General features: G+C 42.1%; 10 protein-coding genes. 6 read left to right on the forward strand and 4 right to left on the reverse strand.

The genetic code is table 11. The annotated features are described in order from the left end of the window. The first annotated feature begins 90 nt into the window (after positions 1 to 90). The 6 genes from FFF34_003280 (at position 91) to FFF34_003305 (ending at position 5,724) form a co-directional block, all read left to right on the forward strand. Positions 91 to 1,641 (forward strand): FAD-dependent oxidoreductase, encoded by a 1,551-nt coding sequence (locus FFF34_003280; GenBank protein TSD66440.1) that lies wholly within the window; start codon positions 91 to 93, stop codon positions 1,639 to 1,641. A gap of 30 nt (positions 1,642 to 1,671) precedes the next feature. Continuing rightward, on the forward strand, positions 1,672 to 2,397 hold the full coding sequence (locus FFF34_003285) for a DUF72 domain-containing protein (GenBank protein TSD66441.1): 726 nt from the start codon (positions 1,672 to 1,674) through the stop codon (positions 2,395 to 2,397). Positions 2,398 to 2,629: 232 nt separating this feature from the next. Next, positions 2,630 to 3,421, forward strand: coding sequence for a mechanosensitive ion channel family protein (locus FFF34_003290; GenBank protein ID TSD66442.1), 792 nt, complete (start codon positions 2,630 to 2,632; stop codon positions 3,419 to 3,421). A gap of 10 nt (positions 3,422 to 3,431) precedes the next feature. Then, on the forward strand, positions 3,432 to 3,923 hold the full coding sequence (locus FFF34_003295; GenBank protein ID TSD66443.1) for an inorganic diphosphatase: 492 nt from the start codon (positions 3,432 to 3,434) through the stop codon (positions 3,921 to 3,923). A 154-nt stretch (positions 3,924 to 4,077) separates the two neighbouring features. Beyond that, the gene (locus tag FFF34_003300) at positions 4,078 to 4,569 is read left to right on the forward strand and encodes a DUF421 domain-containing protein (GenBank protein ID TSD66444.1); all 492 of its coding nucleotides are present in this window, start codon (positions 4,078 to 4,080) and stop codon (positions 4,567 to 4,569) included. Positions 4,570 to 4,692: 123 nt separating this feature from the next. Beyond that, on the forward strand, positions 4,693 to 5,724 hold the full coding sequence (locus FFF34_003305) for an LLM class flavin-dependent oxidoreductase (GenBank protein ID TSD66445.1): 1,032 nt from the start codon (positions 4,693 to 4,695) through the stop codon (positions 5,722 to 5,724). 18 nt (positions 5,725 to 5,742) lie between these two features. On the opposite strand, the gene FFF34_003310 is transcribed toward FFF34_003305, so the two are convergent. From FFF34_003310 to FFF34_003325, 4 genes are all read right to left on the reverse strand, one after another. After that, positions 5,743 to 6,894, reverse strand: coding sequence for a hypothetical protein (locus tag FFF34_003310; protein ID TSD66446.1), 1,152 nt, complete (start codon positions 6,892 to 6,894; stop codon positions 5,743 to 5,745). Positions 6,895 to 6,905: 11 nt separating this feature from the next. After that, on the reverse strand, positions 6,906 to 8,429 hold the full coding sequence (locus tag FFF34_003315) for a SusD/RagB family nutrient-binding outer membrane lipoprotein (protein ID TSD66447.1): 1,524 nt from the start codon (positions 8,427 to 8,429) through the stop codon (positions 6,906 to 6,908). Further along, a complete protein-coding gene (locus FFF34_003320; protein TSD66448.1) occupies positions 8,416 to 11,856 on the reverse strand; it encodes a SusC/RagA family TonB-linked outer membrane protein in 3,441 nt (1,146 codons plus the stop codon). Before FFF34_003320 ends, FFF34_003315 begins: the two co-directional genes overlap by 14 nt. 261 nt (positions 11,857 to 12,117) lie before the next feature. Then, complete coding sequence (locus FFF34_003325) at positions 12,118 to 14,283, reverse strand: glycosyl hydrolase (protein ID TSD66449.1); 2,166 nt, start codon at positions 14,281 to 14,283, stop codon at positions 12,118 to 12,120. Positions 14,284 to 14,338: the final 55 nt, after the last annotated feature.

Consider the following 14,338-nt stretch of genomic DNA (forward strand, 5'->3'; position numbering starts at 1 on the left):
ATTACTATAATTAACTTTAGAGAAATTTATTTGTTTATAAATATGTAAAATAGTATAAAACAGAGTTGTATTAAACTTTGTAGTATGGATATGGCAAATAAAACTGAAGCGATAATTGCCCGGGACGGTGCTCATGTAAGCCCCTGGCAAAATGATATAATTGATAGTACTTCAATAACACCTCCATCAAATAATGTGGTTTACGATGCCCTTATTGTCGGCGGTGGAATAACCGGCATCACAGCCGCGCTGTTATTACAAAAAGGTGGAAAGCAAACCATAGTAGCCGATGCGCATACTATTGGTTTTGGCACTACCGGCGGCACAAGCGCCCACATTAATACTTTTGCAGATACTACATACCTTGAAGCCGAAAGCGCGTTTGGCGAAAAGGGTGCACAGCTTTTTGCAGATGCCATTAATGATGGGTTTAAGCTGATAAAAACTAACGTAGATACTTATAAAATTGATTGCGATTTTGAGGGCAAGCCCGGCTATGTATATGCAGAAAATGAAGACGAGGTAAAAGAGTTGGACAAGATTTACAATGGTGCAATCAAAGTTGGCGTTAGTGTAGAGTATACAGAAAAAGTGCCTACCCCTGTTAAATATTTAAAAGCCCTGGTTTTTGATGGTCAGGCACAATTTCATCCTTTAAAGTATTTGCAAGGCTTAAAAAAAGCATACCTGGAAGCTGGTGGGCTTATACTTGAAAACACATTGGTAGAAAGTGCCCAAAAGAAAAACGACATACATATTATTGAAACCGATACTGTAAGCATTAGTGCTAAAACAGTAATATATGCTACCCATTTACCGCCAAATATTAACCTGTTTAATTTTGAGTGTGCGCCTTATCGTAGCTATGTTATAGCCGTTAAATTAAATAACGACAACTACCCGCAGGCTTTGATCTATGATGTACAGGAGCCGTATCATTATGTAAGATCGCATACTATTAATGGCGAGCAATTGCTATTAGTTGGCGGTAACGACCATAAGACTGGCCATGACAGCCCTGAAAATGCCTTTGCCGAATTGGAAAAATATATAAGGGAGTATTATGATGTGTCATCAGTTGTGTATAAATGGTCGTCACAGTATTATGTGCCGGTAGATGGTCTGCCTTATATTGGGGTGATGCCTTTAGCTGGTGACGGTGTTTATTGTGCTACAGGCTATAACGGCAACGGTATGATGCTGGGTACTATAGCTGGTAAAATATTAAGCGACCTTGTGCGTAAAAGGCCAAATCCATATACCGATATTTTTGATCCGGGCCGTGTTAAACCTATAGATGGTTTCACTGAATTTGTTAAAGAAAATGCCGACGTTGCATACCGTTATGTAGCCGACCGTATCCATATACACGAATCCGATTCGTTAAAAAGCCTGCAGCCCGGCACCGGGAATGTTGTTGAGGTGGATGGCAAAAAAGTAGCGGCCTACAGGAACGAGCAAGGCGAGGTTTTTGCGCTCAGTCCGGTTTGTACCCATGCCGGTTGCATAGTGAAGTGGAACGGAGAAGAAAAAAGTTGGGATTGCCCATGCCATGGCGCACGTTACGATATTCATGGTAATGTGCTCACCGGGCCTACGGTTCGCAGCCTTAGCAGTATTAATTTTGAACAGAGCAAGTAATAGACAGCTTTATGTAGTTGATTAGGGTTTATGGAATGGCATATTGGTTGTTCGGGTTTTTATTATAAACACTGGCGAAATGGGTTTTACCCCGATAAGCTGGCGCAAAATAAGTGGTTTGAGTACTATTGCCAATTTTTTAACACGGTAGAATTAAATAATACCTTTTATCGTTTCCCTGAGTTAACAACATTGCAAGGTTGGTATAATAGGTCACCCGAGAACTTTTTATTTTCTGTTAAGGCGCCAAGGGGTATAACGCATTTTAAGCAATTTCATAATAGTTACGAGTTGATCAACAGCTTTTATACTGTTGTAAGTGAGGGGCTGCAGCAAAAATTGGGTCCGGTATTATTTCAATTGCCTCCACGATTTAGTTATAGTGAGGAACGGTTACAACGTATCATCGATAACCTGAATCCTGCTTTTAATAACGTACTGGAATTTAGGCACGAAACCTGGTGGCGGGAAGATGTTTACCAGGCGCTTGCAGATAAGCAGATAGTTTTTTGTGGAATGAGCCACCCGCAATTACCCGATACCTTAATTATGAATACCCAACAAGTATATTACAGGTTTCATGGTGTGCCTGACCTGTATAAATCAGGGTACAGCACGCTGTTTATGGAAAATATCGTGGAAACAATTCAGTCGGCAAATAATGTTAGTCAGGGGTGGTTTTACTTTAACAATGATGTTGCCTTAGCTGCAATTACCAACGCTCGCGAAATGGAACAACTTACCATTAATGCTTAAGATTATCTATACCTCTTGATTTATAGGTAAAATTATTAATTATAAAACATTTTCTTAACACTGCAAGTTGTTATAGCCGGATCAGGCAACAAAAATGATAGATAAATTATCTCATTCTGATCTGCTTACACGCTGTTTCCAGGTGTTCACCAAACTGTTTGGCCAACTTCAAATCGTTAATAGAGAGGCCAACAGGAATTCATCCTTTTAGCAGCAATATATTATTGATACGATGAATTTTGATAAATTTTACGATAAGGCATACGACTGGTTAATACGTTATGGGCCCCGCTTTGTGATTGGAATGTTAGTATTGTTTATTGGCTTATGGCTTATAAAGATGGTACTAAACAGATCGCACCAGGGTATGCACCGCAAGGAAATGGACCCTACATTAAAGCCGTTCCTGCTTAGCTTAATTGGTGTAGCCCTAAGAGTATTATTAGTGCTGGGCGTAATGCAAATAATGGGCATCCAGATGACATTGTTTACCGCCCTTGTTGGAGCATTTGGTGTAGCCGCCGGCCTGGCATTATCAGGTACGTTGCAAAACTTTGCCAGTGGTATATTAATTATGTTGCTAAAGCCTTTCGTAGTAGGCGATAACATTCTGGCTCAGGGCATGGAAGGCACAGTAGCCTCTATACAAATTTTTTATACAACGGTAACAACATTTGATAACCGCACCGTAATACTACCTAACAGCATGTTATCTAACAGTATGATCATAAACGTTAGCCGCGAGGGTAGCCGCAGATTGGATATTCAGTATAAATTCAAGAACGAAGTGGATATCCAACAAGCAAAGGCGGTTATTTCGCAAACCTTAGATAAAGAGGAGCAGTGCTTAAAAACGCCTAAAAGGCGTATAGGTGTTTCGTTGTTAGAAGCTGATAGTTATACTTTGATAATTAACGTGTGGATAAATGCACACGGCTTTGAAGATACCAGGTTAAAACTTCAGGAAGCACTTCTACAAAGTCTTAAGGACGGGGGCATAAAAATAGGTGGCATGCCGTCATAAAACCTATAAAATGGAACTAAGTATGAATACATCAACAACAGTAACAGCGATGATCGAATCTCCAAAGGGATCAAACCAAAAATTCGATTACGACCCTACTGAAAAACGGTTTAAATTAAATAAGATATTACCTGCGGGAATGGCTTTTCCGTTTGATTTTGGCATGATTCCTGGAACCAAGGGCGAAGACGGCGACCCGTTGGATATTATCGTAATCTCCGAGGCTTCTGCGTTCCCGGGCTGCCTGGTAGATTGCAGGGTAATTGGAGCTTTAAAGGCAGAGCAGACCGAGCGTGACGGCGACACAGTTAGAAACGACCGTTTTATCGGTGTGCCGGAGGTATCGCAATTGTTTTCAAATATTAAGACTATCGAAGAATTGCCACGGGCGATAATTGATCAGCTTGAGGCTTTCTTTAAAAATTATAATGAACAGGCAGGGAAGCAGTTTAAAGTAACGGAGCGGTTAACTGCGCAGCAAGCTGCCCAATTAATACACTAAATGAAAATAAAAACTACCATACTAACTTTAGCTGTAATGGCAATACTGTTAGCCGTCGTATTGATTGGCAGTCGTAAACCTGCAGCAGTACCTTTAACTAAACCGGTAGCGGTTTGTGGCAAAGGCAGCTAATTATGAATTAAATTAATTTGCTATGGATCTATTTTATGAAATTTTTGGTGAAGGAAAAGATCTTAATTCCTTACAAATGAGCAGCCGTGGAGTTGTTATGTTTTTTGTAGCCTTCCTACTTATCCGCATTGCCGGGAGGCGTTCCTTTGGTATAAAAACGCCTATTGATAATATTATAACCATATCGCTTGGGGCTGTTATGAGCCGTGCTATTGTAGGCGCGTCTCCGTTTGTACCGGTAGTTATTTGTTCCCTGGTAATAGTAGTGCTGCACCGGGCATTTGCCTGGCTGGCTGCTAATAACCGCAGGTTCGGTCGCTTTGTGCAGGGTGAAAAAATAATTTTATTTGAACAGGGGAAGTTTATTAAATCAAATTTTGATAAAGGATTGGTCTGCGAGGAAGATATTATGCAGGGCGTTCGAAAATCAGCCCTGACAGAAGATTTGCAAAGCGTAGAAAAGGTATATATAGAAAGAAACGGAGAAATAAGTGTTATCCGTAAAGGTAAATGATCACATTTAGATAGCTTACAGGGCACATTCAAGGGCATGCCAATGATAATTATCGCCAATATGTGTTAAAACATCTATTATTGCTTATCTTGCCTTTTTTTAATATTAAGCTCGAAAATTGTGATGGAAATAGGTATAGATAGTTTCGCTTCGGCAATGTATGGTACCAAAGCAGATAATGCATTAAGCAGCGTTGATGCGATGGCACAATTACTGGAAAGGATCGAATTTGCAGATGAGGCAGGTCTGGATGTTTTTGGCATAGGCGAACATCATAAAAAGGAGTTTTTAGATTCGGCTCCGCATATTATTCTTGCCGCCGCCGCTGCTAAAACCAAGCGGATACGTTTAACCAGTGCGGTTACTGTACTTAGCGCAGCCGACCCTGTAAGGGCATATCAAAATTTTGCAACATTAGATTTGATATCTAAAGGCCGCGCCGAAATGGTGGTAGGCCGCGGATCATCCATAGAGGCTTACCCGCTTTTTGGTTTCGACCTAAACGACTACGACCAGCTTTTTAAAGAAAAGCTTGATCTGTTATTGCAGATACGCGACGAAGAATTTATAACCTGGAAAGGCAAATTTCGCCCGGCATTAAATAACCAACCTGTTTACCCACGGGCTTTGCAGCAAAAGTTGCCTATCTGGTTGGGGGTAGGCGGCACACCCGAGTCGTTTGCAAGGGCCGGCACTTTGGGCTTACCGTTAATGGTAGCCATAATCGGCGGCGAAACACATCGGTTTCGCCCATTAATTGATCTGTACCGAGAGGCCGGGAGAAGGGCCGGATTTACACCAGAGCAGTTAAAGGTTGGCTTACATTCGCCGGGTTACGTGGGTGCTACCAACGATGAAGCTATTGCAGTATATTATCCCGGCTACGCCGAACTGTGGACTAAATTAGGACGCGAACGTGGCTGGCCGCCGGTTACTAAAGCGCAGTTTGATACCTTGATAGCCCCAAGAGGTGTGTTGGTTGTTGGCGGACCGGAGCAAGTTGCCGAAAAGCTAATAAGACATAGCGAAGCACTGGGTGGTGTAGACAGGTTTACGTTTCAAATGGATAACGCAGGGCTAAGCCATGCGCAGCTAATGAAATCTATTGAGCTAATTGGTACGAAGGTTATCCCATTGCTTAAAACGGTCGTTTAGGCGACCTATATCACCTATTTAAAACTGGTTTAGTTTAAACCTTAATACCTCTATCGACTCTTTTTTTCTGGAAATGATAACATACATATAACCTTTATTTATCATCGTGTGCGGATAACCGTATTCGCCGCCTTTCCATAAACCATCTTTTTTTAATTGATAAGTTTGGTTGGCAATAATGTACGAATGGTTAAAGAATTTTCCGTCATCAGCAATTGATAATACCAGCGGGTTGCGGTCGTAATGGTGCAGCGTATCAGGTATGCCAACATAGTAAAAGCGTTTATCGGGCAAACGGCCAAAATGAAATTTACTGTCGTTATCGCTAAAGTTGGTTTGTATAGGCAAGCTCCAGGTTTTGGCGTTGTCATTACTTTCTGTAAGCCAAAGGCGGCCTTTCCAGCCGGCGCCGGTAACCCTTAACAGCATATGTATTATGCCGTCATCTGTTTGGTAAAAGGATCCTTCGCAAAGCGGGGGGAGGCCCAGCTTTTTTGCAGGGCTGTAAAAGGTAGCCGAATTATCCTGGGTGTATAACGAATCAGGATAAAAGCTGCTCATTTTCCAACCGCTAAGCCCGCTTTTGTCATCGGTATATGGGAATGAAAAGTTAACGCTTATCACCAAACGCCCGTTTTTAAGAGCCTGTGGGCCATGATTAGGGATAACCGGTAAATGCATATCAATCGGCTCGCTCCAATGTTCCCCATCGGTGCTATAACGCCCCCAAAGGTGGGTATTGGTGCGGTGCTTCTCATATTCGCCATAATAGGCTACCAATGTATCATTATGCTGGTAAAGGCCGGCAGCAGTTAACACGGTTAGTGTATCGCGCACTTTAGACGGGCTTGCCAATACCGCGGGTACGGACCAGTTGGTAAAGTTTTTTGATACCGAAAACAATATGCGCTGGCCCGGCGAGTCTTCATCTATTAACCCGTTCGACCAAATAGCCACCATCTTATTTTTAAAGCAGATAATAGAGGGATGATGATTATACAACCACTGATGCTCCGGCGAGTAGATCATGCTCCGCTCGATAGCTAACTTGGGCAACCCAGCCTCAGTAGTATAATTGTTATGTATAGCGCTTGTTTGTGCGTTTGAAGTATAGCACAACAGCATAATAATGACCGATAATAGGGCTGATGCGATAGTTTTAATATTCATGGTATTTGTAATTATTTATCCCACCATACCCTGGCTTTGGGGTTAAAATCATTTAATCCGCCGTAGGCAGTAAGCGCCTGAGTTACATTGGTGTTATTAAGGGTAAACTCTGCGTCGGGGTAGGGAAGTTTACGTGGTATAACACCGTGCGAACTGCTTGGGCCGGTTATGGTATTAGGGTTAGGTGTTAATTTAGGATAGCCTGTGCGCCTCCAATTAGCGTATACTTCATCGGCATCAAATATAAAACCGGCTATCCAAAATTCGGTATTAATGCGCTCTATCGAACCTTCGGTAGTAGGGTTAGCAGGGTTAACCAATGGATTTTTTGCCAAATACGCGCTTATTTGCGCGTTGCTTATAGTAGGTGCAGTGGGTAATAAAGTAAACGATTGCATATGCGCTGTTACACCTGCCTGGTAATGGTCGTTAGCGTTACCTGTAATGTAGCCACGTAATATGGCTTCCGCTAATAAAAACTCCACTTCGGCATACTGGAAATCAAAGAATACAGCGTCTTTTGGCTGGTATACTACGTAGTTTACACGTGTATTTGGTGCGGGGGAGTTGGCTTTAAAACTGTAACCAATAAATTTAGCCGTATCTGTAGAGGTGACCACGCCCCCTAAAAAAGCCTCTTTATCGTAAACGGCACCATAAATGTTTAAACGCGGGTCGCCGCTTTTTCTCATTTGATCTATCAGTGTTTGGTGCAGGAAAAAGTGCTGATCGCCAAGGCTGAATGAAAAGCCGTTAGCTACACTGGTGTTGTGTTTTAACACGGGCATATCCATGTTTGAAACCATTACGCCATCGCTGTAGGCTTCTTTAACTAAAGCGGATGCTTGTACGGGGTCTACTTTAATTAACCGCATACCTATGCGTAATAATAGTGATGAAGCCAGCTTTTTCCATTGCGCAGCGCTACCGCCGTAAAATTGATCGCCCTGCACTATTACAGATGGGTTATTATTAAGTAACTCTATTGACGCTCTTAACTCTTTTACCAGATCGGTATAAATGGCTTGCTGCTTATCGTATATAGGGGTGAAAACACCTGCTGATAATGCCTTGCCTGCCTGGCTATAGGGGATGTCGCCATACATATCAGTTAATTTTTGATAGATAAATACCCGCCATATCCTGGCTGCTGCATAGGTGGTGGGCATATCTGTTTTATTTTTTAAAATAGGCACAATGTATTCCAGATTTTGCAAAACCGGGATGTAGAAGTTGTTCCAATACCTGCTTGATACCCCGTCGGACAAGGAGTAGGTTGTACCCGACCAGAAATCAGAATAGCCATATTGCATAAAGGCATGGCAATAATTGGTGCGGGTTTCTACATCAACCGCCGATGTTTTTACCAGTGCATCTGATAACATGTAAGCTGGTTGTGCAGTGGTGACCCCATCAGGATTAAGGTTGTATTTGGCAAAATCTTTAGTGCACGCAACCTGTAAAAAAGCTATTAATAAAAAAGCTAAGCAGTTTTTAAAGTTTTTCATCACTGTACCCATATTAAAAACTAACATTTAAATTAAAACCATAAGTCCGGCTAACGGGCAATCCACCTGTATCGTATCCAAAACCATTGCCAATACTATCAGACGCTTCAGGGTCAAATATGGGTAGATCTTTACGGATGTAAAAAAGGTTACGGCCAATGAGCGATAATGTAGCGCTTTTAACAGGCGAGTTGCCAAGCAACTTTTTAGGTAGCGTATATGAAAAGGTAATTTGCCTGAATTTAATAAACGTGCGGCTAAATACCGACATTTCATCGGTATAATAAGCCAATGTACCACCAGCGTTGTATTGCTGGTATGGGCTGTATGGTAAGGTGTTGTTCACATAATTTGGTGCTGCATCGGTGCCAATATTTACCTGCCCCTGTGGTATATACTTACCATCGCGCCCCTGTAAGGTCCATTTTGTATTGCCAAAAAATGATGCCCATCGTGCACCATCCTCGTATACCTTGCCGCCAAATTGCCCGTCGATAACTACACTCAGCCTAAAATTTTTGTATTTAAAGGTATTGGTTATTCCGCCAGACCAGTCGGGGTTGGCACTGCCCAGGTAAACCTCGTTATTAACTAAAAGCGAACCGTTTGATGCACGCAGTGCATTGCCGTTTGCATCGTAACTTAAAGCGCCTTTATCAACTACTACCGCGTTATTTATACCACTGCCATCGGCACTAATGGCTTTATACAATAGTTGCCCATTTGCATCCCTGCGTTCGGGCGTACCGAATATAGACCCAAGCGGATAGCCTGCTTTAGCTTTTATATTGTAATAAAAGGCTACGCCATTAGTTTGCAAAGCATTGTTAAGTTGGGTAACCATATTTTTGTTCTTAGCATAATTTACGCTAATATCCCAGGCGAAGTCATCAGCCCTTAAGGCTGTGCCGGTTACCAGTAACTCAATACCCTTATTGGTCATGGCCCCGGCATTTTGATAGGTTGAAACGAAGCCCGTTGCTATTGGGAGGGTAATTGGCAACAAAAAGTTTTTCGATGTTTTATTGTACCAGGCAAAGTCAATAAAAAGGCGGTCTTTAAGCAATTTTAATTCTGTTCCAATTTCTGTTTCGGTGGTGGTTTCGGGCCTTAAGGATAGAGGGGGTAAAGATGCATTGCTAATTTCCTGCCCGGGTATACCGTTAACCGTTGGTGTGAATTTAAAGGTAAGATCTGTTTGATTGGGATTGGGGTTACTGCCTGTTTGGCCAACCGCAAGCCTTAACTTACCTGAAGAAAGTATAGCTGGGTCTGTTTTTATAGCATCAGTAAAAACAAAGCTCAAATTAGCCGATGGATAAAAAATATGATTGACAAAGCCCGGCTTTGAGGATGTTAAAGCCGAGTACCAATCGTTACGGGCAGTAACCTCTAAAAAAAGATAATTTTTATAGCCTATTTGTGTTTCGGCAAATAGCGAGTTTGTTTTAGACCGGGGTATAGACACCTGGACAGGTTGACCGACGGTAACATTACCAAGATTGATCAAATTAGGGTCGGCAAGGTCATATCCAATAAGAGATAAGGAGTTAAAAGTGGCTTTTTGAAATTCGGTTCCTGCAAAGGCGCTTACGCTAAAATTTGTAAAATTCCTATCGTAATTTAATATCGCCCGTACATCGCTTCGCTGTTGTTTAATGGTGGTGTTGTATATGGCACCACTGCCGTTTTTATTGTTGGGATAATTTACAAATAAGCCGTCGGTAACCACATAATCAATGCCTGATGTTAGCGTAGCATGCAAGTGATCGGTAATATCATACATCAAATTCGCCGAAGCTAAACCCCTGTTTTGCGTTTGGTTGTTAAGCACTTTTTGATTTTGAATATAGGGGTTAGTATAGGTGTACAAGTAATTACCATTCATATCTTTTTTATCCAAAAAAGATATATCGGTAGTGTTATCTGATCGTATGAAGTATTTGGCAAACGATCCGCGATCATCACCCCTTAGCAACGGTGCGTTTAATCGTATGGTACGCGACAGGTCGACTTTCATATCGGCATGCAGTTTTTTACCAAAATCCTGCAAAAATCTAAATACGCTATTGTAACGTTCGTACCCTGTAACAATATTAGGCGCGTTGTTTTTTGTTTGCGATACCGATACCCTGAAGCTATTGTTATCGGTTGTTTTTGTAAAAGCAAGTGTATTTGTTGTGCTAAAGCCTGTTCTAAAAAACTTGTCAAAGCGTTCTTTAGCTGTTTGTGGTTTGTAAAGGCTAACGGAACCATCAGCACCCAAGGCAGATTGGCCTGCAAATGGCACCCCCCATGATAACCCGGTTAAAAAATTACTATTGCTAATATTGTCTGCCGCAGTATATAGCGCGCCGTTGTTGCCCCGGCCATATTCGTATTGCAGATCTTGGTAGGGTACCATTTTTTCCAGTGCGGTATTAGTATTAAAAGTTATACCAACGCCGGGGCTTTTTAAGGCCTTTTTTGTAGTGATTAAAATTACGCCTGCCTGCGCGCTACCCCCATACAAAGCCGCTGCCGAAGCACCCTTAAGTATACTTATCGATTCTATATCATCGGGGTTAATAGACGATAGGCCATCACCAGGGTCGGTGCCACCATATATTTTCAGGTTGTCGTCGGTGTTTTCTTTTGTGCTGCTGTTTATGGGTATACCATCAATCACATAAAGTGGTTGATTTGAACCCGAAAATGAAGAATAGCCACGAAGAATAACCCTTGACGAGCCACCGGCCCCATTAGGCGGCGATTGTACGGTTAGGCCGGCTACCTTACCTGCTAAAGCGTTTATAAAGGTAGCTTCGCGAGTTTCAGCAACTTCGTTGCCATTTAATTGCGCCACAGCATAGCCAAGTCTTCTTTCTTCCTTTTTTAACCCGAGGGCCGTAACCACAACCTCTGTTAACGCATTGCCGGCAGGTGACAACTTTATATCAATGTTCGAGCTGCCGTTTACGGTTACCTCCTGGGTGTTGTAGCCAATATAGCTAATAACCAGCACCGCACTATCGGGCGCATCTATCATAAAATCGCCGTTAGCATCGGTTAATGTAGTGTACGATGTTTGTTTGATTTGAATAGTGGCAGCGGGCAGGGGTACATTGTTTTCGTCGGTTACCTCGCCTGTAATACGGCCTGTAAACACCTGGTCGCCAATCGGCACAATAACGATCAGATTGTTGGCTAATTCGTTATAAGTAAAGCCGGTATTTATAAATATTTTATCTAAAACGTTTAGTACTTCCTCGTTCTTTACAGTAATGGTTACCTTTTTATCGGCGGGTATTTTACGTTCGCTGTATACAAAATGGTAATTGCTTTGCTTTTCAATTGCTGTTAATGCCTTCTTAAAATCAACCGATCTTAAATTTAAGGATATCCTTGTTTGTGCATTGCTTACACCAATAGCCAAAATATTAAATACTACTATTAATATAAATCTTGATCGCATTATCAATAAGGTATTAAACAATAGCTTTTTATATGGGTTGCGTATATAAAATTAGTGTTTTATATTATGTTATTTTTTTAATGCTTGTAAGCAATATCACTTAATAAATTGTTCTAACTATATAATGATGAGTTTACTATAATTTTTTTTTGATTTAAGGGATTTGAATTCATCAGGTTAGATTTAGTTAGAGCCGGGGAGGAGTCCCCGGCTTTTTTATAACCCGATAATTTGTTATTCCAACAATGCTTGTTACAGCGTTTATTTAATAACGAATTTTTGTAAAATGGCCTCATCTGCCGAGTTGCTTCCAACTTTTATAGCGTAAGTGCCGGGATATAACCTGAACTTGTGTTTTACAGCATCCCATTTTTGTAATTCGCTAACAGGGATATTCAATACAACCGTTTTGCTTTCGCCGGGGCTTAGTGATACCTTCTTGAAATTCTTTAGCTCTTGTGCCGGCAGGTTTTTATTATCAGGGTAAACAATATAAGCCTGCGCGGTTTCAATACCTGGTGCTTTGCCGGTATTGGTAACATTAAAGGTTACAGCAATGCTTTCATTAGCTTTATACGCTTTATTTACAGCGCCGCCGGCCTCATATTTAAACGTGGTATAATTTAGCCCATAGCCAAACGGATATTGTACTTTCCCTTTAAAATACCTGTAAGTGCGATTTTGCATGCTGTAGTTATCAAAGGCGGGCAAATCGTTTACTGAGTTATAAAAGGTTAAAGGCAACCTGCCCGATGGGGCAACCTTGCCAAATATAAGGTCGGCCAACGCGTTGCCACCCTGCTCGCCGGGATACCATGCTAATATCACCGCATCGGCATAGGGGGTAATAGCGGCAATATCAACATCGCTGCCGGCGGTTACCACAGCAATAACAGGCTTATTTTTAACATCTTTACGTAAAGCTTTCATAAAAGCAATGTGGCTTGCGGGTAAGCTCAAGGTTTTTTTGTCACCGCCAGATGGGGATAGAAATGCATCACCGGCCTCGCCTTCGTTTACCGGTGTAAGGCCTATTACAGCAATAGTTATGTCTGCGTTTCCTGCTGCCCAGGTGCCGCCAAAGTGGGTAGTATCATTTTCTCCGGCACCTAAATCATACTCAACGCGGGTACTTTTATCAACCGCTGACGTAATGCCTTCAACAAAGTTTACCATGTTCGAGCTTACACCATGGTAACTGCCTACTAATGCATCTAAAGAAGCCGCATTGGGGCCAACAACCATTATACTGTTATATTGATTTGTTTTTAATGGCAACAGGTTGTTTTTGTTCTCCAGCAGTACCATGCTTTGCTGTGCTGCTTCCCTGGTAAGGTTGGTATGATAAGCATTATGTATACTATCGGCCCCGAAAGTATAGTAGGGGGAAAGCTTAGGGTCATCATAAAAGCCGAGCTTAATTTGTGTAAGCAGCACAGGTGTTAAGGCAGCGTCTACATCTTTATCGGTAAGTAGCTTTTGCTTTACGGCTTCAACAACATCGGTTTCTAATACGCTGGAGCAATCCAGGTTAATGCCCGCTTTTATTGCCGCGGCAGCGGCTTCGGTACGGGTTTTAATGTATTTGTGCGTGGTGTAAACATCGTCTAAAGCGCCGCAATCGGTAACTATGTAACCTGTAAAGCCCCATTCTTTCCTTAAAATGTTTTGCAGCAGGTTACCGTTAACCGAGTTTGGTATGCCATCAACGCTGTTATAAGCGGTCATTACGCTTGAAACCCCACCTTTAACTAATTTATGAAAGGCGTACAGGTAGGTATTACGCAGATCCTGCTCGCTTACTACAGCGTTAAAATAATCGCGGTTATACTCGGGGCCGCTGTGCGCCACAAAATGCTTGGCTGTGGCCGATATTTTATAATGCCCCAAAATATCTCCTTGCATCCCCTCTACATACGATAGCCCTATACGGCTGGTTAAAAAGGGGTCCTCACCATACGTTTCCTGCCCTCGGCCCCAGCGCGGGTCGCGGAAGATGTTAATATTCGGCGACCAGTAAGTAAGCCCAACATATTGGCCATGGTTATTTTTTGCGATAGCCAGGTTGTACTTTGCACGCGCCTCTGTAGATATCACATCTCCAATTTGCTTTACAAGCCCCGGGTTAAAAGTAGCCGCCAAAGCTATAGCCTGCGGAAAAACAGTTGCTTCGCCCGCGCGTGCAACGCCGTGCAGGCCCTCGTTCCACCAGTTGTAGGCGGGTATGTTTAAGCGTTCAATTGGTTTATTTCGGTAGCCAAGCAGTAATGCTTTTTCGGTAAGGGTTAGTTTACTTAAAAGATCTTTAACCCTTTCACCATCTTTTAATTGCGGATTCAGGTAAGCCTGTGTTTGTTGTGCCCGGCCCGTATTGGTATAACCCGCTAACAAAACAAAAGATAGTAAACTGTATAAAAGTATTTTCATTGATGGGGTTTGTTTTATAAAAGCGTCACTTAAACAGTAAACTCATTTCGAATTT

Origin of the sequence: Inquilinus sp. KBS0705 (genome assembly GCA_005938025.2) — a bacterium.
In the GTDB taxonomy this organism is placed as follows: domain Bacteria; phylum Bacteroidota; class Bacteroidia; order Sphingobacteriales; family Sphingobacteriaceae; genus Mucilaginibacter.

What these genes read in the sequence shown, in the direction of transcription:
- FFF34_003300 (TSD66444.1), top strand. Translation starts at nt 4,078, where the DNA reads ATGGATCTATTTTATGAAATTTTTGGTGAAGGAAAAGATCTTAATTCC.
- FFF34_003280 (TSD66440.1), top strand. Translation starts at nt 91, where the DNA reads ATGGCAAATAAAACTGAAGCGATAATTGCCCGGGACGGTGCTCATGTA.
- FFF34_003285 (TSD66441.1), top strand. Translation starts at nt 1,672, where the DNA reads ATGGAATGGCATATTGGTTGTTCGGGTTTTTATTATAAACACTGGCGA.
- FFF34_003305 (TSD66445.1), top strand. Translation starts at nt 4,693, where the DNA reads ATGGAAATAGGTATAGATAGTTTCGCTTCGGCAATGTATGGTACCAAA.
- FFF34_003290 (TSD66442.1), top strand. Translation starts at nt 2,630, where the DNA reads ATGAATTTTGATAAATTTTACGATAAGGCATACGACTGGTTAATACGT.
- FFF34_003295 (TSD66443.1), top strand. Translation starts at nt 3,432, where the DNA reads ATGGAACTAAGTATGAATACATCAACAACAGTAACAGCGATGATCGAA.
- FFF34_003310 (TSD66446.1), bottom strand. Translation starts at nt 6,894, where the DNA reads ATGAATATTAAAACTATCGCATCAGCCCTATTATCGGTCATTATTATG.
- FFF34_003320 (TSD66448.1), bottom strand. Translation starts at nt 11,856, where the DNA reads ATGCGATCAAGATTTATATTAATAGTAGTATTTAATATTTTGGCTATT.
- FFF34_003325 (TSD66449.1), bottom strand. Translation starts at nt 14,283, where the DNA reads ATGAAAATACTTTTATACAGTTTACTATCTTTTGTTTTGTTAGCGGGT.
- FFF34_003315 (TSD66447.1), bottom strand. Translation starts at nt 8,429, where the DNA reads ATGTTAGTTTTTAATATGGGTACAGTGATGAAAAACTTTAAAAACTGC.